22 protein-coding genes and 1 pseudogene are annotated in these 19,859 nt (G+C 34.1%); 5 read left to right on the top strand and 18 right to left on the bottom strand.

Annotation, left to right across the window (positions count from 1 at the left end; all coding sequences use genetic code 11):
• Positions 1–26: 26 nt before the first annotated feature.
• Complete coding sequence (locus RCJ96_RS15005; RefSeq protein ID WP_000234361.1) at positions 27–944, bottom strand: DMT family transporter; 918 nt, start codon at positions 942–944, stop codon at positions 27–29.
• Between the two features lie 146 nt (positions 945–1,090).
• Here RCJ96_RS15005 and pdxR point away from each other — a divergent pair, with 146 nt between their 5' ends.
• Positions 1,091–2,524 carry a MocR-like pyridoxine biosynthesis transcription factor PdxR gene (gene pdxR, locus RCJ96_RS15010; RefSeq protein ID WP_416504778.1) on the top strand — a complete coding sequence of 478 codons (1,434 nt, stop codon included), beginning with the start codon at positions 1,091–1,093 and terminating at the stop codon, positions 2,522–2,524.
• Positions 2,525–2,701: 177 nt separating this feature from the next.
• On the opposite strand, the pseudogene RCJ96_RS15015 reads toward pdxR, so the two are convergent.
• A pseudogene (locus RCJ96_RS15015) lies at positions 2,702–2,794 on the bottom strand (NADP-dependent oxidoreductase); the annotation flags it as partial.
• Positions 2,795–2,974: 180 nt separating this feature from the next.
• Between RCJ96_RS15015 and RCJ96_RS15020 the strand changes: the two are divergent.
• Positions 2,975–3,838, top strand: a complete 864-nt coding sequence (locus RCJ96_RS15020) for an alpha/beta fold hydrolase (RefSeq protein WP_416504777.1) — start codon at positions 2,975–2,977, stop codon at positions 3,836–3,838.
• A 110-nt stretch (positions 3,839–3,948) separates the two neighbouring features.
• Here RCJ96_RS15020 and RCJ96_RS15025 read toward each other — a convergent pair whose 3' ends face one another.
• Positions 3,949–4,284 (bottom strand): hypothetical protein, encoded by a 336-nt coding sequence (locus RCJ96_RS15025; protein WP_001257754.1) that lies wholly within the window; start codon positions 4,282–4,284, stop codon positions 3,949–3,951.
• Between the two features lie 11 nt (positions 4,285–4,295).
• Entirely contained in the window at positions 4,296–5,465 is a 1,170-nt protein-coding gene (locus tag RCJ96_RS15030; RefSeq protein ID WP_000025611.1) for a ParM/StbA family protein, read from the bottom strand.
• Positions 5,466–5,675: 210 nt separating this feature from the next.
• Here RCJ96_RS15030 and RCJ96_RS15035 point away from each other — a divergent pair, with 210 nt between their 5' ends.
• Positions 5,676–6,080: a hypothetical protein gene (locus tag RCJ96_RS15035; RefSeq protein ID WP_071735896.1), complete on the top strand. Its 405-nt coding sequence runs from the start codon at positions 5,676–5,678 to the stop codon at positions 6,078–6,080.
• Positions 6,081–6,124: 44 nt separating this feature from the next.
• On the opposite strand, the gene RCJ96_RS15040 is transcribed toward RCJ96_RS15035, so the two are convergent.
• The 7 genes from RCJ96_RS15040 to sleB all read right to left on the bottom strand — a co-directional run bounded on the left by RCJ96_RS15040 (position 6,125) and on the right by sleB (position 11,604).
• Positions 6,125–6,661 carry a DUF1697 domain-containing protein gene (locus RCJ96_RS15040; protein WP_416504776.1) on the bottom strand — a complete coding sequence of 179 codons (537 nt, stop codon included), beginning with the start codon at positions 6,659–6,661 and terminating at the stop codon, positions 6,125–6,127.
• Between the two features lie 16 nt (positions 6,662–6,677).
• Positions 6,678–7,745, bottom strand: a complete 1,068-nt coding sequence (locus tag RCJ96_RS15045) for an aromatic acid exporter family protein (protein WP_416504775.1) — start codon at positions 7,743–7,745, stop codon at positions 6,678–6,680.
• A 108-nt stretch (positions 7,746–7,853) separates the two neighbouring features.
• Entirely contained in the window at positions 7,854–8,351 is a 498-nt protein-coding gene (locus RCJ96_RS15050; RefSeq protein WP_416504774.1) for a GNAT family N-acetyltransferase, read from the bottom strand.
• A 25-nt stretch (positions 8,352–8,376) separates the two neighbouring features.
• Positions 8,377–8,733, bottom strand: coding sequence for a hypothetical protein (locus RCJ96_RS15055; protein WP_071735899.1), 357 nt, complete (start codon positions 8,731–8,733; stop codon positions 8,377–8,379).
• A gap of 112 nt (positions 8,734–8,845) precedes the next feature.
• Complete coding sequence (locus RCJ96_RS15060) at positions 8,846–9,442, bottom strand: YhcN/YlaJ family sporulation lipoprotein (RefSeq protein ID WP_074611031.1); 597 nt, start codon at positions 9,440–9,442, stop codon at positions 8,846–8,848.
• A 26-nt stretch (positions 9,443–9,468) separates the two neighbouring features.
• Complete coding sequence (gene ypeB / locus RCJ96_RS15065; protein WP_416504773.1) at positions 9,469–10,809, bottom strand: germination protein YpeB; 1,341 nt, start codon at positions 10,807–10,809, stop codon at positions 9,469–9,471.
• 15 nt (positions 10,810–10,824) lie between these two features.
• Positions 10,825–11,604: a spore cortex-lytic enzyme gene (gene sleB / locus RCJ96_RS15070; RefSeq protein ID WP_001249053.1), complete on the bottom strand. Its 780-nt coding sequence runs from the start codon at positions 11,602–11,604 to the stop codon at positions 10,825–10,827.
• A gap of 143 nt (positions 11,605–11,747) precedes the next feature.
• Between sleB and RCJ96_RS15075 the strand changes: the two genes are divergently transcribed.
• The gene (locus RCJ96_RS15075; RefSeq protein WP_416504772.1) at positions 11,748–12,080 is read left to right on the top strand and encodes a DUF3889 domain-containing protein; all 333 of its coding nucleotides are present in this window, start codon (positions 11,748–11,750) and stop codon (positions 12,078–12,080) included.
• A gap of 112 nt (positions 12,081–12,192) precedes the next feature.
• Here RCJ96_RS15075 and RCJ96_RS15080 read toward each other — a convergent pair whose 3' ends face one another.
• The 4 genes from RCJ96_RS15080 to kynU all read right to left on the bottom strand — a co-directional run bounded on the left by RCJ96_RS15080 (position 12,193) and on the right by kynU (position 16,018).
• The gene (locus RCJ96_RS15080; protein WP_416504771.1) at positions 12,193–13,110 is read right to left on the bottom strand and encodes a serine hydrolase domain-containing protein; all 918 of its coding nucleotides are present in this window, start codon (positions 13,108–13,110) and stop codon (positions 12,193–12,195) included.
• 117 nt (positions 13,111–13,227) lie between these two features.
• Positions 13,228–14,067 (bottom strand): tryptophan 2,3-dioxygenase, encoded by an 840-nt coding sequence (gene kynA / locus RCJ96_RS15085; RefSeq protein WP_074608709.1) that lies wholly within the window; start codon positions 14,065–14,067, stop codon positions 13,228–13,230.
• A 32-nt stretch (positions 14,068–14,099) separates the two neighbouring features.
• The gene (kynB, locus tag RCJ96_RS15090) at positions 14,100–14,729 is read right to left on the bottom strand and encodes an arylformamidase (protein WP_074608708.1); all 630 of its coding nucleotides are present in this window, start codon (positions 14,727–14,729) and stop codon (positions 14,100–14,102) included.
• 2 nt (positions 14,730–14,731) lie between these two features.
• Positions 14,732–16,018, bottom strand: coding sequence for a kynureninase (gene kynU, locus RCJ96_RS15095; protein WP_074608706.1), 1,287 nt, complete (start codon positions 16,016–16,018; stop codon positions 14,732–14,734).
• A gap of 159 nt (positions 16,019–16,177) precedes the next feature.
• Between kynU and RCJ96_RS15100 the strand changes: the two genes are divergently transcribed.
• Positions 16,178–16,789, top strand: coding sequence for a TetR/AcrR family transcriptional regulator (locus RCJ96_RS15100; RefSeq protein ID WP_416504770.1), 612 nt, complete (start codon positions 16,178–16,180; stop codon positions 16,787–16,789).
• 35 nt (positions 16,790–16,824) lie between these two features.
• Here RCJ96_RS15100 and RCJ96_RS15105 read toward each other — a convergent pair whose 3' ends face one another.
• The 3 genes from RCJ96_RS15105 to menC all read right to left on the bottom strand — a co-directional run bounded on the left by RCJ96_RS15105 (position 16,825) and on the right by menC (position 19,827).
• On the bottom strand, positions 16,825–17,262 hold the full coding sequence (locus RCJ96_RS15105; protein ID WP_074608703.1) for an NUDIX hydrolase: 438 nt from the start codon (positions 17,260–17,262) through the stop codon (positions 16,825–16,827).
• Between the two features lie 299 nt (positions 17,263–17,561).
• Positions 17,562–18,638 (bottom strand): YkvI family membrane protein, encoded by a 1,077-nt coding sequence (locus RCJ96_RS15110; protein ID WP_074608701.1) that lies wholly within the window; start codon positions 18,636–18,638, stop codon positions 17,562–17,564.
• Positions 18,639–18,720: 82 nt separating this feature from the next.
• The gene (gene menC, locus RCJ96_RS15115; protein ID WP_074608700.1) at positions 18,721–19,827 is read right to left on the bottom strand and encodes an o-succinylbenzoate synthase; all 1,107 of its coding nucleotides are present in this window, start codon (positions 19,825–19,827) and stop codon (positions 18,721–18,723) included.
• Positions 19,828–19,859: the final 32 nt, after the last annotated feature.

Here is a 19,859-nt window from a genome sequence, read left to right on the forward strand (position 1 = left end):
ATATGCAGGGCTGCTACTTTATACAACTACATTTCCTTCTCAAATAATCTTCCTTGTTTGAAATAAGACCGGAGTGTGGATCGATTAGCTAAAAATACACCAACCAAAATGAAACAAGCACCTATTCCCATTGTAGGGTTTAAAGGTTCTCCTAATATGATATATCCTACAATAATAGCAATTAATGGAGAGACATATAACCAAGTTGACGGGAATACAGGATTTGTTTTTGATAAGAGCCAATAATATAATCCGTGCCCACCAATTGATCCGATAAAGATAAGATATAAAATAGGCCATTGTACACTCCATGAAGTTAATATAGTTACATTTGGCTGTTCTACAATTATTGATACAATTAGTAGTAAAATCCCTCCATAAAACATTTGAATACCGTTAATAAGAAATGGTGATACACTTTGTAAATCCGAAAGTATTTCTTTTGAGCGAATAGAGCCTATTCCGTAAAAAAATTCTCCTATTATTAATACAAAACAAGCGATACTCCATATGAAACTTACTTCTTGGTGCATTCCTGGTAAAGAAACAAAAACAACGCCTATTAGTGCAATAATTAAAGCTAGCAGTTGCTCCTTTTGTAGTTTTGACTTATTTCGCTTCGCTTGTAATAACAAAATCATCATCGGTCCCGTAGCAGAAAGCACAGCAGCTAACCCTGAAGAAATATATTGTTCCGCCCAGTACAAAGTAGCGAATGTCATAAACGTTAAGCAAAAACCAGCATACATAATACGTTTTGAAAATACATGTGGCATAATTTCTTTTCGCTTTAACTTAAATATAATCATCAGAATTACACCTGCTAAAAAGAAACGAATTCCTGCTGAAAATAATGGGGGCGCTCCTGCTTCAATTCCGATTTTTATTGTTAAAAATGTTGTTCCGAAAATAATACATACTAAAATATAATTAAAAATGACCATTACTCTTCCTCCTTTTTACTCTTAACATGAGTATAGAAGGTATAGTGTATAACAGTGTATCTATGTATATAACAGTTGCCTAAAATTGTAGTTGATTCTCTTTATATTTTTCGCTTAAATTAAATAAAAACGAAAAAGGTGAAACCATGAAGATTGTACTGCGTAAAGAATCCAACATACCGTACTACAAGCAAATATATATGCAAATCGTTGAAAGAGTACAAAGTGGCATGCTTTCGCATGGTGACTCACTTCCATCTTTACGCTCTATGGCCGAAGATTTACAGATTAGCCTATTAACTGTTCGTAAGGCGTATAAACAGCTAGAAAAGAAAGAATATATACGCATTGAACAAGGTAAAGGTGCTTATATACATAAACATGTAAAGAAAGATTCCAAACCAATTCCGTATAAATGGCAACAAACGAAAACCATTAATGTTATGCGATCTCAATATGTAATGAATCAGCACCGGAAATATTACGATTTTTCACAAGCGATTTTATATCCACGTCTATTGCCAAATCCATTCTTGGCAGACGAAATGCATAAAATACTTAATAAAGACCAGATGATCCTAGCAACCTATGGGCCAGTTCAAGGTGATTATGAACTACGGGTTGAAATAACAAAATACTTACATGAACACCAGAAATTAGTGACAGACCCATCTCAATTATTAATTACAAGCGGAGCACAACAAGGAATTGATTTAATTGCTCAAACACTATTAAAACCTGGTGATATTGTGTTAGTGGAAAGTCCGTGTTATAGTGCTGCGCTTGATATTTTCATCAATAAAGGTGCTCAAATTATACCTGTTTCTCTAGATAATCATGGGGTTCGATCCGATTTAATCGATGATATTTGTCAAAGTAAAAATCCCGTTTTATTGTATACGAATCCAACTTTCCAGAACCCGACAGGTACAGTAATGAGTAAAGAACGAAGAATGGAACTTATAGAACTAGCGGAGCTATATGAGTTTTTTATAATTGAAGATGATTCTTTCGGAGAAATATATTTTGAAGATGCTATTGTTCCCCCTCCTATCAAAAATTTTGATACAAACGGTCACGTACTATATATAAAAGGATTTAGTAAAACGTTAGCACCAGGACTGCGTATCGCATCTCTTATTGCCGATGGCCCTATTTTCGAATGGTTATATGCTGTAAAAGGTTCGATGGATATCGGTAGCCCTTTATTAACACAAAAAGCACTTCTACCGTTTTTACGTGCAGAACGTATGAAACATCATTTAGAAAAATTACGTACAGCTTTACAAATTAGACGTGATATAACGATTGATATGTTATCACCACTTAAAGAAATACAATTTGAAATACCTGATGGCGGCTTTAATTTATGGATTACTCTTCCTAATTCGATAGATCCTTTTACTTTATTACAAAAAGCAAATGAAGTAGATGTTTCTTTTTTACCGGGAACAGCTTGTCTATTACATAACGATATAACTCATAACCAATTCAGGATTAGCTATTCTATGTTAAATGAAAAAGATATGTTGATTGGTTTAGAGAAATTACACGATACAATAAGAAACTATACACTTTAAAAGCATATGCACAATCCTTGTAAGCTAACAAGTAAATACCCCAAAATATTTTTATTTTGGGGTATAAAGAAATTTTGAAGTATGCTAAGTCATTACTATTCCACTTTCATTACCACCTTACCTCTAACATGTTTATCTTCACTCAAAATATAAGCTTCTCTAACGCCTTCTTCATTTTAATACCTCGTTATTCTTAACAACCAGTTTTAAAATTTGTCTTTCTTTTCATTCTTCAACACTACTATATTGATTTATAACAATTGCTTTCATGTCCTCTCCCTTGCTGTTTATTTTAATAACATACAATTATTTCTCAAAATTTTTCCCCTTAAATTATCATAAACTTATTTTTGGGGGTAATTATGAAAAAAAACAAAGCAAATCTTATGCAACGTAGAGTCATTCAAAATTGTATTTTAAATTAAATTCAAAAGAAATGGAGAGAACTCTATGACCGAAAAGATATTTAAAATAAACGGGATTGATATATGTACAGAAAGTTTTGGGAATCCTAAAAACCCAGCTATTTTATTAATTATGGGTGCAACATGTTCAATGATTTATTGGGATGAAGAGTTTTGTGAACGGTTGGCTAACAGCGGTAAATTTGTTATTCGTTTTGATAACCGTGATGTGGGACGCTCTGTCGCATATGAACCTGGAACTTCTAATTATTCCGTTACGGATATGGCTGAAGATGCAATTGGGGTACTAGATGCTTATCATATTGACAAAGCGCATCTATTTGGTATGTCTTTAGGCGGTATGATCGCTCAAATTGCTGCTGTAAAACATCCCGAAAGAATATTAACATTAACATTACTAGCTACAAGTGTGATAGGCTCTGACAATAACACACGTGACTTACCCCCGATGGATGAAAGAATTTTAACACATCACGCAAATGGCACGCATTTAGATTGGAAAAATGAAAATATTGTAGCAGAATATTTAGTTTCAGGGTCCCGTCTATTATGCGGGTCCAAACGCACATTTGATGAAAAAAGAGTCTATAATCAAGTAAAACAAGAAATTGAACGAGCTAACAATTTATTAAGCATGTTTAATCACGCTTTACTTCAAGGCGATGATGCATATGAAGGGGTGCTTCACTCCATACAAGCACCTACATTAGTCATTCACGGAACAGACGATACCGCACTCCCTTTTGAACATGGTCTCGCACTTATCGATGAGATTCCTAACTCAGCTCTATTAACTCTTGAAGGCGCTGGACATGAGATTCATCCTGATGACTGGGAAGACATCATTCATACTGTTACTGAACATACAGCTAAAATAATAGAAAAATAATGAATAGGAGGGGCACGCCGCAATTTGTGTCCCCCCTATCTTTACATGTAAAAACGCCCATCACTGTATCCGTATGTATAGTGATGGGCAATACTTATATTTTTCTATGTTTAAAAAAACGGACAATCTAATTGATCAACAGCTTCCCATGATTTTTTTTTTATATTATCGGTGGATTTATTTGCTTCTAGTGGTAAGCTTTTAAAAGGATTAACTTCTACTTTTAATAAAGATGATGGCTCAACGTATAACGAGAAAACATGGCTACTTGGTATAGCTTTTGACACATCAATATCTCCTACTTGTTTAAAAAGTTGCTGCGCTGCAAAGAAAAAGAAGTTGGTTGGATTTGATTGTTTATTCAGCCATGCAAGCATTTCAGGTGATACTGACTTATGAATATTAATTTTTACTCGGTCACCACGTTTATATCGCCTAGATCGCATACTTCCACCAACTAACTTATTGTTAAGTTTGTAAATCCTAACTCTTTTTGCTTATGCTCTCTATATTTTGGCGAACAAGTGTAGACTAATAATCCACGTGCATTTGTAAATAATGGATTATCTACAAAGATTACATTTGTTAAACGCCCTTTTTGTTTTAAAATCATTTTCAGGCTATTTTTTATGATAACTGCGCCCCCGCCATAAATAAAAACATATGGATCGTCTTTCATATCATCAATTTTGTTAATAATATCCGTTGCAACGCGCGCTGCTAAACCTAATAGTGCTGGTTGTGATTCCTCAACTAATAATGCATTTCTAGGGTGTTTATCATTTAAATAAATTTGATTGAATTCTGTAATACTATCAATTGTCTTTGTTGGATACTTCCGGTTCCATCTCGTAATAATTTGTAGTAACGTTTCTTTCACACCGTACGATAACCCCTTACTTAGTTGTGGTCTAAAGTTTACACCTAGTGAAACGACTTCTTCTGTCGTTCCTGCACCAATATCAAAAGATAATAATGTTTTATCAACAAAATCAATTTCTGACACTTTATTTTGTTCACATTCTATTTTATGTTTTACAACATTTCCTTCTTCATCATATACAATGCCCCACGTCCCAGAAGCACCCTCAGGTAGGCATTTGCAATATTCGATGGAAATATTAATTGTAACATCACGTCCGTTTGGATAATGGAACACAACCTTATGATTCCCCATATAACGTTTCGCATTTTCCGCCGCTATTTCTTGTGTAATAAGCTGCATAGGGAGAGCAACAGATAAATCATATCGAATGTTAATATGGCTAGAAGTTGGACTTTGACGCATAGCACTTACCGCTAAACCAGATAGAATCGTAATAACCATTAACTCATCAGTTGACTTATTCGATTTCTTCTCAACCTCAGTACCTTTTAATTGATCTTGAATGACTTTTTCTCCAACGATATACCGCACATTATTTAACATTAACGATGGAGAACTAATGGTCACGTCAATGTGATTTTCTAATTCAGATAATGAAACATCTCCCTCATCTAACAATCCTGTAGGTTCTCCTATATATAAAGCATATATACTCGGAATAAAAATAGGATCTTGCCCTTTCACCATTAACTTCAAACCGTTATTTCCTGCATCAGCACCAGCTTTTAAAAGAATAGACATAACTACCCCCTAAATTAATCTGACATCCCTTCCAAATATATGCGAGCCCATTCTTTTACATTCAAATGTAATGTAATTTTTTATTAATCTTAAAGACAAAATATTGTATTCTTAACCCCTGTATGTAAAAAACATTTGACAGAAAACCTTTCCAATTTTATACTATGAATGTAAAAAGTTTTTTACAAAAATGGAGGTGTCATTTCTAAATTGAACCATAAAAAATTTATTTTCATGATTACCGTTTTATCATTACTTGGAGTGCTTATACATGGGGTTTATAAATACATCACTGAAGGTGAAATTTTAGGTGGCACAATTTTCACTAGCGCTATAATAATTAGCTACCTTATCAATCATATTACATGGGGAGATCCCCACGGTGTATCAAAAGAAAGTCAGGATGAAATGGGACAACAAATTACATATAAAAGCTCTAAAATTGCATATTTTACGCTCGTAGTTGTAATGTTTCTTATATTACTCTTCTCTGAAGGGTTTTCTATGGGAGCTAATTTAGATGGGGTTAAAAACTTCCCTCTTTTTATTGCACTGTGCTCTTCATTCTTTATTTATCCTATCATTGAACTCATTGTAGCGAAACAATATAAATAAAAAGAAGAGGTTTTCTATAGACGGAAAACCTCTTCTTTTTATAGTTATATACTCTCTACAATCGCTTTTAATTTATTCACAGTCCGCCAATTTCTTACTGTAGCTGGTGTATGCAACTTCTGAAACTGGTTCATTAATTTAGAGTTTCGAATGCTAGTTTTGAAAAATAAATACACAACTTTTTCATGTATGTAACAATCTTCAGTCTCATTTTTTTGCATAAGTAACTGATTTTTTTCTGTTTTAGAAAGTTCATGTGCTAAGAAGGCAATATGTATACTTTCGCCTTCTCGCAATGAATTGACTTCATAGGGGCATCTTTTTGTAATGTTTATAAATTCCTCATGTGTTCTTAACATAACCGGAACATCAAAACCAAAAACATTTTTAATTTCAGACTGTATTCGTTCCTTTAGAAATGTTATATCTTCCTCAGATTTAAATACGATATTCCCACTTTGAATATATGTTTTCACTTGTTTCAACCCTATTGATTCAAAAGCTTGTTTTAAATCAGCCATTTTGATTATCTTATGCCCGCCTACATTGATTCCTCTTAGTAATGCAATATAAATTGTCATATCAATCCTCCACATTTTAATGAACTGAGCAATTAAGTTGATTTTCACTCTCATATTTCTCGAATATTTGTTTTAATTCCTCTAACATATCATGTATAGATAATATCTCAAATAAAATGATAGATTCGCTTGAAAAATGATGATGATATTGATTCGGTTTACAATGTGCTAAATCATTTTTATTAGTCCAAAATTGCTTATCTAATTCATCAATCAGTTTAAAATGTTCCTCATCTATTTTTTCACAATGATTTCTTAATATAGAAATTATAGAATGAATTGTTCGTCGCAAAACTTCTTTTTCATTTTGTGACCAATCACATGTTTCAATTGGTGCTCGAGCTAAATTATCTATATGATAAATAATTTGCTGTAATAAATGAAGTTGCTTTTGTACAAGTAAAAAGCTTCTCATTTCTTTTTTTGTATGTCGATGGTATTTCCAATCTTTTTGCTCATATTGAACAAATTGTACTGCTTTATGTAATAATACAGTTAATTTAGAAAGATTATAGGTTGTCTCCTTTTTTATAACTTTCCCATCCATTAACGCAGTAAGCCATTCCTCCATAACATTTGCCGTTTTAACAAATAGCTCCTCTGTACATCCCGAAATTGTTTTAACATAGTGTGGTGGCAAAATAAAAAAATTGACTACAGTAGACACTATAATACCAGTAGATGTAGTAGCTAATCGAATTAAAAATGCAGTAAAATAATGATCTGCCGTAATGGGAATCATTGCAACAGCAGTTAAAGTTGCGACTAACGTTCCAGCGTGTAGCCTTAGTTTTTGACATGTAACGATTGTAAACATTGCCGCTAACGCATAAGAAAGAGCCTGATGACCTAGGAAAAATGTGAAAGTCATTGCATACGCCGATCCAATTGTTGAAGCTGGAAAACGAACTAGTCCCTTTTTTATAGAATCCGTTGCTGTTGGTTCAATCGTTACAATTGCCGTAATAACAGCAAAAATAGTTGGTATATTGAAAAATTCGCAAACTAGAACTGTAAGAAAAACCGCAATTCCTGTTTTTATCACCCTTCCACCAATAATATTCCATTTTCTAACTTGATTCATTTGTATTTCCTTCATTTCTATTTCGTTTATTTATATATTTTACAACATATATTGTTCTAAATAAAAAAACTTACTACTTTGCTATGCAGGAGTAAGTTTTTTTTATTGTTATTCCATAATAGGTAAATGCATTATAATTTGTTGACCAATTGGTCCCATTCTTCTAAGCCCTTTATCTTGGAAACCAACTTTTTCATATAAATTTTGTGCTGGAATATTTTTTTCATTCACAGCAAGTACAATTTCATTTTTTATCGGAAAATAACGTTGTACAAACTCTTGTAATAATGCCAGTGATTTTTTAGCATAGCCTTTCCTTTGCCTATTGTGATTTATAGAAAACGAAGTTAAAAGTAAAGCGTTTTCATTTTCTGTGAATTCCTGTACTCTATCTCCTGTTTGCAATGCAAAAAGACCAACAGGTACCCCATTGTAATCTAAAATAACAATGACATTTTTTGTACGATCATTTTTTGCTTTTTTCAATAATTCAGCTGGGTCCGACGTAAATTGAACTTGTTCACTTGGTAAAGTAAATGTTTCTATAACTTCTTTATATTCCTCTTTATACGGAACTAATTGAATCTCCCCTGTATGTATGTTCATGCTAAACTCTCCCATTTTCAACTTATTAACTTAAGCCTTGCTGCACTTTAGAATGTACTTTTCCATCTAAAAAGGTAATTTCAACTAATGCAGTTGGATTGCTTCCCTTCCAAGCAAAAATTTGCTTAATTTGTGTAGAATGTTCTACACCTTCTTCTATGAGTAAATCCCCTTCAAAACCAATTAAATCTTTCACTTCTTTATAAGTCATTCCTTCATTTATATTTGAAAAATGATTTATATTGATAGGTTCTTTCTTCTGATTTTCCATCACAGTAGAAGAAGTCGCTGTTTGCTTTTTTACTTCTTTCTTCTGTTCACACGCTGTCATACTGAAACCTAAGCATAAACTACATAATATTAATGTGCTTTTTTTCATCATAACAGTTGTCCCTCCCATCATAATTAAACCATATATTCCCTTAAAAATAAACTGAATATTTAATATTATATTGAAAAACCCTGTACAATTTAGTACAGGGTTACTGTTAAATTTATTTATTTAAATGATTATTTGATTGGTCATTCTGTTCTTTTCTCAGTTCTTGCTCTTCATCTTTTGGTAATTGTTTATCATTATCTTTTATTGGATTCGTTTCTCGATTTTCAATCATGTCATTTGGAACTTGTGGCATTACTCGGCCAACAATTGCTGCTAACTCATCCAGTATACCTTCACCTGTTTTTCCTTTTTTAATTTGCTTTCCAATTTGTTTCAGTCTTTCATACGTATCAACATCTGCTACAACAACTGCATTAGCACCATCAGGATCATTTTTCAAACTTTCTGCAACAGAGTATTTAATGGATTCAACACGAGTTCGATCAAGTTTCGCTTTTACATCAATTCCTACGATAGCATATTTCCCAACTACTACCGCTGTCGCATCATTCACACCTGGCACACTTGCTGCTAAAGATGCTAGATGGTCCGCCGCTTTTTCATTTGGCTTATTTGACTTGTTCGTATAATTAACATTTTTCATCGAAACATTTTTTTGCTCTGACTTTTCGTTTGGACTATCCTTTTTTCCAATACTACATCCAGTTATTAAAAAACAAACCATCAATATATATATTAAGATTTTCATTATTCTCACCACTTCACCATTAAAGTTTAATCATAAATTTTTTCAACAGCTTGCATTTTCTTCACTTTTTCTTCTGCTCCGCTATTTGCATTAATGAAGATTTGGTACGTATCTTTCCCTAACGTACCTACAAATTCATAGCAAAGTACTTCATTATGCAGATCATTTACTACGACAGCTTTACGTTCTTCCATAACTTTCACATCAGGGTTTATTTTCTTTCTTGCTTCTGCTGCGGTTAGCTTTGCCGAAGGGATTGTTCGTTTTTGATGTGATGCTAAATATTCTTTCGCCGAAAATCCGACGATAGAACCGTCATCTAAAGCAATTTTCATTTGAATTGCCTCTGGATAAATTCGTACGCCATTCTCATTTACTACATACGTAAATACTCCAACATTATCATATTGTGAGCTATCATAAAGCTCCATATTATGAAACTTATGTTCCTTTAAGAATTTCAAACCTTTACTTCCTGCATCGTTTAAACTAATTTTCTGTTCTTTAATTTCTCGATTATTCATAACCCAAATTGGATATCCGCCTTTTCCGGTAATATCCATATAAAACTCATTATTAGTTGCCTCGTCTTTAATTTTCACACTATAGAAAGATTCTTTCGCACCTTTTCCGCTTTTCTCGACTTCTACTTTTTCATTTCCTTTTAAATTTAAAAACGATTTTGCAATTTTCGCCGCTTCATCTTTTGAAATTGCTTTTCCTTCTGCTGCAAATCCACCTTTTTTATTTTTTTGTGCACTTGTAAAGGTCGGTCCGAAGTTTGTAGATGAATACGATGTTACATTTTTTTCTACTGTCTTTAATCCGTCAATAATTGTATTGTCTGCAGGATCACGATTTGATGCGAGTGCCATCTCAACATCCATCCAGCGTAAATTGTTTTTCAAAACAAGATGTTGCACTTTTCTTAGTTCATCTTGTATATTCCCTGCATTGGAATATAAAGTTTGCAACGTTTTGTATTCTTGATCATTTAATGGTTCTTTTTCTAAATCACGAATGGCTGCACGGTAACTAAAATCACCGATATTCGCTAAAAATTCTTCCGTTTTATTAAAAGGCATTAATGTTAAAGGAAGTTGTCCTACATCCGAACGAGCTTCCGATGTTAATCTCCATACATCTGCTAATGCAGGCGATAAAGATGCGCGCGAATTCATCGCAAGCGTTGTTCCAATTTTATCGTGCAATAAATCAACCTCATACGCTAAATCATGAAACGCACGTTGATAGCTATTTTCTGCTCGAATTAATACTGCATTCTTTTCTTGGTGCTCTTTATAGCCCCAGTATCCGGTTCCAACTACACCAACTGTTAATAATACGATTATAATACCTCGTAACATAGTTCCACCTCCGCTCTATTTACAGAAAATATGTTTCCCGATCTTTTTAATTTGTGGACGAGTCCAAATCCATTTACTTGTTGCAGTATCTGGATTGAAATAATACAATGCGTTTCCTGTTGGATCCCATCCATTAATTGCATCTAATACAGCCTTTTTCGCGGTTTCATTTGGCGTTAAATATATTTGTCCGTCTGCTACCGCTGTAAATGCTCTTGGCTCAAAGATTACACCCGAAACGGTATTTGGAAATGATGCACTTGTAACACGATTTAAAATAACCGCAGCGACTGCAACTTGTCCTAAGTACGGCTCCCCACGAGACTCTCCATATACTGCGTTTGCCATGAGCTGTATATCATTTTGAGAATAACCATTTGGAACATTTGTCCCTTTATTTTGAGGTGGTTTATTTTCTTGTGCAGTACCTCCACTATTTCCTTTATTCGTTGTCGTTCCTTTATTAGCAGTTGACTTATCATACTTCGTTGCCTTCACAAGCATTTGCTTCGTTTTAGCTCCAGCTAAACCATCAACAGGTAATCCAAATTTCTCTTGAAAATTCCGAAGCGCCCAGTATGTACCCCATCCGAAAACACCATCTACTTTTCCCGTATAAAATCCGTTATATTTCAAACGAGATTGCAGTTCAATGACATCTTCACCAGATGCTCCCCTTTGAATGACTTGATTAGAAAAGGCTTCTACATTCTTTAGTTGTATACTACTGACCATTAAAGATAGTCCTATGAACGCAAGTAAAACCGCTATTTTAAAAATAGCTTTTTGGCGCATAATTTTCCCTCCTTAATTATGTAAATGATTTCTTGGTTATGTTTTGTAAAAGCCTCGCTTTTATGTAAAGAAGACAAAAAAATCCAAACTAATATCGTTGAAAAAGTATGTAAACAATATAAAAAAAGTAAAAGGAGTTCATTATGAAAAAATTGTTAAAGCGTGTCGCACTCGTCCTTCTATTCCTAACAACATGTTCAAATGTATATACAGGCTCATCAATTGTTCATGCACAGCCGCCATATGCAAAATGGGGTAAGCTTGCTGTAGAAAAGACGAAAGAACAATACCCGAAAGCTGATATAATTGATTATCTTCATATAGGTAGAAAACCGAAAACCGTTCAAATAACAGTTGAAAAATTTAAATTATGGCTACGTGAGGACGGAAAAGAATATGGTGTTTTTGTTGATGTAGAGTTTGAAACGAAGACAGAGAAATTTATTAAGGTATCGTTTCAGAAGACGAGTAGATAAAATAAAAACCTCACTGTTTACATTATAAACAGTGAGGTTTTTATTTCTAAATTACTTTCAATTGTGAAGAAATGAAACAATTGAAATGGATTGAATAGATCTACTTGTACCCTTATTGAAAATTGCAATTCTCTTGTATATGCTCAATAAATAACTTTAATGGAACGAGCCCACGTTTAGGCATATGACTACTTATTACAGCAATGACCTCTAACTGCGGAATGATAACGATGTATTGCCCTCCGTATCCCATAGCAAAGTACATACAATACGGTATGTGAAATCTTTCGTTATTCAATACCCACCAGTGATATCCATATGCCCCGACATGTTCATACGTTTCAAATAGAGGTGTACTTGATTCTTCTAACCATTTCGATGATACAATTTCATTCCCCTGCCAAATTCCATTCTGCAAACATAATATTCCGAGTTTTAATAAATCTTTAGATTTCATTTTCATACCGAAACCACCGACATATATTCCCTGGGAATCTTGTTGCCACTCATATTCTGTAATCTCTAACGGATTAAATAAGTACCTTTTCGCAAACTGCTCTGTCGACATTCCAGTAGCTTTTTGGATAATGTAGCTAAGCAAATGCGAAGAACCTGAGTTATAATTCATTTTTGTAGCGGGTTCTTCAATTATTGGTTTTTCTAATATATATTGCACCCAGTTCGCTGATTCTACAAAGTCATTCGGGAATACTACTCCATTTCCAAACTCTTTCCACTCCTCACCAGTAGTCATTGTTAATAAGTGATAAAGCGTCAAATCATGTTTTCCCTCAGGTACATTTTCAATCCACTCTGTAATCGGTGTATGTATATCATTTATATAGCCTTTATCAATTGCAATACCAATTAATAAAGATACGATACTTTTTGTAATCGAATTTATTTTATATAAGTTATTTGCACACTCGGGTGTTTTATAATACTCAGTTGTTAATTCCCCTTTTTGATAAACAAGAAATGTATTTACTTTTTTCTTTTCAAATTTATTTTCTAGCTGCTTGAAATCCAATACTTTACCTCCAATTAAATCATTACCTAATTTATTATATCTTGTAGCTTTAATTAAAACATACTTGTGTCCAAATAAAAAAACAAACCTGCCAGTAATGAACTGACAGGTTTGTTTTTATAATTTCGTGCGAACATTCCAAAGCTCTGGGAAGAAACGTTGATCAAGTACTCGTTTTAAATAAGATACACCAGAAGAGCCGCCTGTTCCCATTTTATGTCCGATAATGCGTTCTACTGTTTTCATATGACGGAAACGCCATTGTTGTAGCCAATCTTCAATATCGATAAGTTTTTCAGCAAGCTGATATAAATTCCAATATTTTTTCACATCCGCATACACTTCTAACCATGCTGCTTCTACTGTTGCATCTTCTTCGTATGGCTGCGTAATATCACGATTTAACACGTCTTTATGAATTGGGAATCCTTCTTTTACAAGAGCTTGAATTGCGACATCATACAAACTTGGTGCATGTAGCGCTGTATGAAGTCGAGCGTGTAATTCTGGATCTTTTTCATAAATTTTCAATGCATGCGGCGTTTTATAACCAAGTGCATACTCAATCATACGATATTGATACGATTGAAAACCTGAAGCTTGACCGAGCGAGTCACGAAATTCAATGTACTCGGATGGTGTTAATGTCGCAAGAATATCCCAAGATTGAATAATTTGAGACTGAATTTTTGATACACGTGCTAACATTTTAAAAGCTGGTTGTAATTTATCTTGTTTAATAGATTCAATTGCTGCATGTAACTCATGTAAAATAAGCTTCATCCAAAGCTCACTTGCTTGGTGAATAACGATGAACAACATTTCATCATGGTGGTCTGACAATCTCTTTTGAGAAGATAGTAAACTATCTAATTGTAAATATTCCCCGTACGTCATATTCTCTTTAAAGTCCGTATGAATCCCTTTTTCCATAATTACCTTTTCATTTTCTTTCATATTAGCCAAACGCCCCTTTTATATATTTCTACTTATATTGGTCTAATAACTGCTCGAACTGGACTTCCATCTGCATCTGATAAGGCAAGTGGTAATGCGATTAGTTCGTAATCGCCATCTGCTACATGATCTAGTACGACATTTTCTAAAATGTGTATACCATGTTTAAACAATTGATGATGCGCTGCTAATTCTTTATCATCTAATGGATCAACTGATGGTACATCCACCCCAATTAAACGTATACCTTTTTCTGAAAGAAACGGTGCTATATCCGCACGTAAATGCGGGATTATATCTGGGAATTCATTCGCTTTACAATGTGAAGATGTGCGTAACAACAAGCGTTCTACGCCTTCTAAATGAAATTTCTCTAATTCCTTTTTCCCAATGCTTTCAAGATTAGAAACGTCAATGATTCGCGTAGGTCCGACATAAACTTGAATATCTAAATCTAACACTTTCTTTCCATCATTATCAAAATGAAACGGTGCATCAATATGAGTGCCTGTATGAATACTCATCGTTAACTTTCCGACATTTACTGAGCCACTCTCTTCTTTTGACCATGATACTTCATACGAGAACGGTGTATCCCCTGGCCAAGTAGCAATATCATTATTTAGCGGTTGTGAAATATCAATCCACTCTGATGTTTTCATACTTATGCCACAACCTCTCGCTTATTTTCAAATTGCTTATACTCTTCATCTTTCATAATTTTCTTTAAAATCATAACAGACTGCCATACTTCTTCGTACGTATTATATAAAGCAACTGGCGCAAGTCTCACTCCATTTGGCGCTCTAAAATCTGGAATTACTCCATTTGCTTTTAACGCTTTACATATACGTGCTGCTTCTGCATGCTCTAAATAAATATGCCCGCCTCGTTTTTCATCCTCAAATGGATTTCCAATTGTAAATCCGAAATTTTTTAATTCATGATCAATCAAATTAAGCATGTATCTTGTAATATGTAATGATTTTTCGCGTAAACGTTCTATACCAGCATCTTTAAATATTTCAAGAGAACCGATTAAAGGTGCAGTACTTAATACGTGTGGTGTACCAATTTGATAAGCACCTGCATGATCAGCAGCTGTTAATGTATGTTCCATATCAAACTGCTTATCTTTTCTAGAACTAAACCAACCTGATAATCCAGGAAGTCTATTAAAATGCTTTTTATTTACATAAAGCCCTGCAACGCCACCAGGTCCCGCATTTAAGTATTTATAATTACACCAAATCGCGAAATCAACATCCCACTCTTTGAAATGATGCGGAATAGAACCGATTGAGTGACATAAATCGAACCCGATATGAATACCACGCTTATGTGCTTCCGCTGTTAAACGTTTCATATCAAGAATTTGGCCGCTTCTATACAGTACAGAAGGCAATAAAATTAAAGCGACATCATCTGTCATCGCATGAATAATATCATCTTCAGAAAGTGTTCTACCGTCTCGGCTCTTCACTCGTACTAAATGCTCATCTGGATCTAGGCCCTTTAATCGAATTTGACTTTGAAGTGCATATATATCGGACGGGAATGTTAATTCATCAGCAAGAATTTTTGTCCGAATTCCTTTCGGCTCATAGAAAGTTGCGATTACTTGATGAATATTCGTTGTCGTGGAACCGGTTACAATAGTTTCTTCTGGTAAAGCTCCAATAAGAGGTGCAGTCAATTCACCTAATTTCTCCGAAAGGAAAAACCACGGATGCTCACCCTCGGTCCAGCCGTCAATACCGTACTCTTTCCATGAATCTAGCAAAGTAAGTAACGATTTCTCTGCTCTTTTTGAAAGTAGCCCTAATGAGTTTCCATCTAAATATATTGTTCCTTCTTTTTTATAAAATTCAGTTTGAAAATCTTTCAGTTCATCATGTTTATCACATTCAAGCGCATACTCATAAGTTGGTTGAAATGGTTCTTTATACATGGTGTCACCTTCTCTTAATTTTCTTTTTATTCTAACTAATTGAAATATATCACCTTAGTTGATATAACGTCAATGATATTATGTCAGTTGACTTTATATATGAATTTCTTTTACAATACAGTTATATTTTCAGATATTTCAGTATAAAGAGGTGATTCTTTGAAAAACACTACTCTTTCATCAAGAAAACACCGCTCCTTAGAAACAAAGAAGAAACTATTACACTCTGGTTACACTATTTTTATTCGTAACGGATTTCAAAAAACGACAATTACACAAATTATTAAACACGCTGAAACCGGTTATGGCACGGCATATGTATACTTTAAAAACAAAGATGATCTCCTCATCGTTTTAATGGAAGATGTTATGAATCAATTTTATAATATCGCTGAGCGCTCTTTTTCGCCTCAAACGACAGAAGAAGCACGTACAATGATTCAAAATCAAGTTAAAGCATTTCTACAATTAGCAGAGAAAGAACGAGCAATTTTACAAGTTGTAGAAGAAGCGATCGGGTTATCAAAAGAGATACGTCAAAAATGGGATGAGATTCGAGAAAGATTTATAAACAGTATTGCGCAGGATATTACGCACTCTCAAAAAAGTGGATTAGCACATACTGAATTAAATAAAGAAATTGTAGCGCGTGCTTGGTTCGCTATGAATGAGATGTTTCTTTGGACTATTGTGCAAAATGATAAAAAGATCGACTTAGAGGAGATTGTGCATACGTTAACTGAGATGTATACGACCGGGTTATATAAATAGCACACCTTCAATAAATAAGGTGTGCTATTTTACATCTATAAAAATATTTTATCAGGGTATGGTAGTGCTAAAGGAGGCTTTTCAGATAATGAGAAATATTGTAGTTTTAAAGATTCACCATCTATTGATTTCAGTTTCCCACTAGTAATTTCACATTCAAACACAACAACAATATATTCTACTTGATCGCCATTCGGATATGTATGGCGATACTCTTCTCCTCCAAACACCCCTTTTTGTTTTTTTACTTGCACTTTCAATCCTGTTTCTTCCCACACTTCACGAACTACCGCTTCTTCTGGAGTTTCTCCAGGCTCAATTGCTCCAGCTGGCAAGCTCCAGTATTCTCCGCCAGGATATTGAAATAAGATTTCCCCTTGCTCATTTTTAATAACAGCAGCTACACTCGGTATTAGAATTAGTTCATGGCCTAATTGTTCGCGAATCTTTCTATAATATAATGAGATTGACATATATTTCACCCCTTTTAAATCCAATTCGAAACAATACTGATTCATAGACTCCTGGCTAGGTGTTTTTAACTTTGCCAAAACGGTAGAAGTAATGATAAGAAAGAAGATGTTGCATAAAACACATAATTTTTTTCAACAAAACCAAATACAGTACTATAATTTATTTGAGTTTGCATTCGTGCAAACTTTATTTATAAGACTTCTACTATGCATAGAAAAGAGGATATTTGTTTCTAAATGAAATAAATAATCCTCTCTTTCTAATACTTAAATTCACGTATAATATCTATATTTTGTAATTAAGCGTCTATTTTAGTAATAGCATTCTTCATTCGCTTTTTACCCCTAAGCCAGGTAATGGTGATAGAGGCAATAAGAATGAATCCAAGATAGCCCGTTATAGGATATATAGTTCCTACTAATTTAGTGAATCCGATAAAACTAGCACTAAATGCCACAATTCCAAATAGAACAACAAACATTTTAAATGTTGGTAATTCTGGTTTTATAACCCTTGCTGTGAAAGCATATAACATTCCTACTGCAGTATTGTAAATCATACCTAATAATACAATAGACATCAGCATGCCAAATATTGGAGAAATCTCATTAGCCAAAAATAGTATAGGCATATCTACGTCTGTAATTTTATTTAGTTTAGTGAGCATACCAAGATTAATAAGTAAAATAAGGATGCCTAATCCTATACCACCGAATATCCCTCCAAGTCCCGCTTTTTTTTCATCTTTTATCGTTCCTCCCATCACGATAAGCATAGCAGCACCTGCGGCAATGTTATATGAAACGTATAATAACGCTCCTAATCCCCAATTAGATGCAGCTGCGTTTTGTTTATCTGCAATTTGTTGCAATTCATTAAAACCCATATCCATTGTAATAAAAGAATAAACAGCAATGATGATAACAAGCACAAGTAAAAACGGTGTAACAAGCCCAATTATCGAAATAACCCTTTGAATATTAAAACAAACTGTTACAATAGTTAATACAGTCATAATGATATTACCGATAATACTTGGAATACCAAACTGCTGTTCAAAAATCGAACCTGCCCCAGCCATCATGACAGCTGTTACACCAAATAAGAAAAATGTTATGATTATATCAACAACTATACCGAGGTATGAGCCGCAAATGTAGTAAATCACATTTTTATGAGAATTTGTCTGTAAACGACTGCCCAGTTGAGTTAAATTCATTCCTAAAAATGCAAAAAGAATAGTTGCAACACATGCTCCCAGAATACTTACCCATCCGAAATTTGTGAAAAATTGTAAAACCTCCTGTCCTGAAGCAAATCCTGCTCCGACAATTAAACCAATAAATGCCCCTGCAATTCGAGTACTTTCCTTCATACTTACCTCCTTTTTAATCTGAATTTTCTGATAAATTAATGTGAATAAAGACCAGGAGGAACACGTCCTCCCTTTAGCTATATTAAATATATTTTTTTTCAAAAACTGTAAATCGCTTAATCATTTCTCGATCTGGTTCATAGCCAATCCCTGGTCGCTCTGGAATGATAATCATTCCATTTTCAACAACTACCTCAGGTTCTATAATGTCTTGCTCCCAATAGCGAGAAGATCCTGCAGTATCGCCAGGCATAATAAAGTTTGATAATGTTGTTAAAGCAATATTATGTGCTCTCCCTATACCCGATTCCAGCATACCACCGCACCAAACTGGAATACCTTGTTCCTGGCACAAATCATGTATTTGTTTAGACTCAGTTAGCCCTCCAACTCTTCCAATTTTTATATTGATAATCTTACAACTTCCTAGTTCAATTGCTTTTCTAGCATCCTCATAAGAATGAATACTCTCATCCAGACAAATTGGAGTTAAAAGTTCCCTTTGCAACTGCGCATGATCAACGATGTCATCTGAGGCTAAAGGTTGCTCAATCATCATTAAATCAAATTCATCAAGCTCTTTTAATCGTTCTATATCTTTTAGTCGATAGGCAGAATTGGCATCAGCCATCAATGGAACATTAGGAAACTGTTTCCGGACTTCCCTGATCACCTCGACATCCCAACCCGGTTTTATTTTTATTTTCATTCTTTTATATCCTTCATTAACATACTCATCAACCAATTGAAGTAAATCGTCAACCTTTTCCTGGATGCCAATACTAATCCCAACTTCTATTGCTTTCTTCTCTCCACCAAGGGCGAATGCGAGCGGAATTCCTTTTTGCTTTGCATATAAGTCCCAAATAGCACCCTCAATAGCAGCCTTTGCCATATTGTTCTTACGAATATATGATAGGCATTCAAATACTTCCTGTGGATGTTCAATTTCTTTATTGAGTATACTAGGAATAATAAAATCTTCTAACATATGCCAATTTGTCTTTAGAGTTTCTTCGTTATACCAGGGCGAATGAAATGCAACCGATTCTCCCCATCCGCTAATACCGTTTTCATCCTTCGCTTCAAGCAAGAGAAACTCTTTGTCTTGGAATGTTCCAAAACTTGTCGTGAACGGCGCTTTCAATTGCATTTTTATACGTCGTAAAATAATCTCTTTTACTATCATTTTTCATTTCCCCCTCTATATTTAGATAAGTA

The sequence above is a fragment of the Bacillus sp. BSL6 genome, from assembly GCF_052928345.1.